This window comes from Phormidium sp. CCY1219, assembly GCF_035615515.1.
GTDB lineage: Bacteria > Cyanobacteriota > Cyanobacteriia > Cyanobacteriales > Laspinemataceae > CCY1219.
The window spans coordinates 1-2144 of the sequence record NZ_JAJENT010000161.1; the positions used below are offsets into that span (position 1 = coordinate 1).

Genomic DNA, 2144 nt, shown 5'->3' on the forward strand with positions numbered 1-2144 from the left:
TTGGCACGAGAATTACAATGGTGCGCCGTCAGATGGGAGTGCGTGGACAACTGGTGGAAATTCTAATCGCCAGGTGCAGCGCGCTGGGTCTTGGAGCATCAACCCCAGGTACTGCCGTGCCGCGCGGCGCGACGGGGACGGGCCGCAGAACCGCAGGAGGTACTACGGATTTCGCTTGTGCTGTGCTTCCCCCAGGACTGTTTAGCCCTTTTCTCTTTTCCCCTTTTCCTCTTTTCCCTCTTTTCTTTACCCTGCGAGCGAAGCGAGCTTTAAAAATTTTTTTTTCAAAAATGGGTTTTTTGGCGGTTTTAGGGGGCAAAAAAGGCCATTTCCGGGGCGATTTGTGGTAGGGAGAGGGTAGACGAGGCGCAAATTAAATTTCCGAGGGAGCCAAATGGCAAATTTTGGGGTAAAATGGGCAGCAATCCGACCGATTTTTCCCGATTTTGGATTTTGTAGCAACAACTGTGATTCACAATCGTTGCCACAAATTATCGCCCTCTATTTTTCCCTGGTAAAATCCGATGAGCGAGTTACCGATTATCCAAAAAACCTATGATTTAATTCGCTGGTATGTCCCCATCCTCAACCGCCTTCCTCGGAATCACAAGTTCACCCTCGGGGATAGAATTACCACCGGACTGTATGATATACTCGAAGGGTTAATCCTGGCTCGTTATGCAACGGAAAAACTCTCCCGGCTAGAGCAATTAAACAGCAAATTGGATATCCTGCGCTATCAAACCCGCTTGTTATTCGATTTTGACCTGATTTCGGCGAATCGCTATGAATATGCGGGGAAGTCTATCAATGATATTGGTGGCGACTTGGGCGGATGGATTAAACAGCAACGCCATAAATCTAAAGCAATTTCTCCCTCTAGCTGATTTTTCCCTCGCCATTACCACTCATCGGTACCCGAAGGGTGAACTGATGAAACAAGGAGGGTCATATGGCGGAAAAATAAACGATTGGGTAGGGCAATTCTGGGTGCCATCACTCACTCCAGATGCGCGCATCTCGCCCAGTTTCCTCAGATTAACATAAACTTGACAACTTGTTGAAATATCCGGGAAAAATTTTCCCCAGAACCAATGAAACGATATGGTAATCTTTTCCCCCAAATTGTGGACTATGCGAATTTAATCAAAGCTGCACGCAACGCCGCCCGGGGTAAGCGCTTTCGCGAAAATGTGTTGCGCTTTAATTACAATTTAGAAGCTGAATTAGAAACTTTGCAACTGGAATTGTATTCAAAAAGTTACTTGCCCGGTCCGTATCAAACGTTTGAGATTCTCGAACCAAAGCGACGCATGATTTCTGCTGCTCCCTATCGCGATCGCGTGGTGCATCATGCCGTATGCAATATTATTGCTCCGATTTTCGAGCGCAGCTTTATTGGGGATTCCTACGCAAATCGCCTCGGATATGGCACGCATCGCGCTTTGCAGCGCTTCACGAAATTTGCTCGATCGAATCCCTATATCCTGCAATGCGATATCCGCAAATATTTTCCCAGTATCGACCATGCTATTTTAAAAGAACAGTTACGCCGCAAGATAAAATGTCGGGATACCCTGTGGTTGCTCGATACAATAATCGATGGGAGTAATGAACAAGAAACGATTATTTTGCATTTTCCTGGGGATGACTTGCTCGCGCCATTGCAACGACGACGCGGGTTGCCGATTGGCAATCTTACCAGTCAATTTTTTGCCAATGTCTATCTCAATGGTTTCGACCATTTTATCAAGGAAGAACTGAAGGTGAAGAAATACCTGCGCTATGTGGATGATTTTGCCTTGTTTTCCCGCGATCGCTCGTTTCTGGCAGATGCTAGAATCGGTTTGGAGTCTTACCTGGCAACCCTGCGGCTGAAGATTCATCCGATTAAAAGCCAGTTGTTTGAAACCCGCAAAGGCGCGAATTTCGTGGGATTTCGGGTTTTACGAAAGAAAAATGAGAGTTTGAAAGCTACGTTTTTTAAAACGTAGATGAAAAACGAACTTCATCCAAATATCAACCGGGTTAGGGTGGCTTGGTAGGGATTCGCCGAACAGCCACCGTAGCCACCGTAGGGTGCGTCACCCCCGCCACCCCATGTGTGGCACAATCCCCCTATCCCATGCGGGGGTGACGCACCA

The 2144-nt window shown here is 47.2% G+C and carries 3 protein-coding genes; all 3 read left to right on the forward strand.

Annotation, left to right across the window (positions count from 1 at the left end; all coding sequences use genetic code 11):
* Window positions 1-350 (forward strand): hypothetical protein (locus LKK83_RS00870; protein ID WP_324628836.1); only part of this gene is annotated, 350 nt, incomplete at its 5' end.
* Window positions 351-524: 174 nt separating this feature from the next.
* Window positions 525-887 (forward strand): diversity-generating retroelement protein Avd, encoded by a 363-nt coding sequence (avd, locus tag LKK83_RS00875; RefSeq protein ID WP_324628837.1) that lies wholly within the window; start codon window positions 525-527, stop codon window positions 885-887.
* 207 nt (window positions 888-1094) lie between these two features.
* On the forward strand, window positions 1095-1994 hold the full coding sequence (locus tag LKK83_RS00880; RefSeq protein ID WP_324628838.1) for an RNA-directed DNA polymerase: 900 nt from the start codon (window positions 1095-1097) through the stop codon (window positions 1992-1994).
* Window positions 1995-2144: the final 150 nt, after the last annotated feature.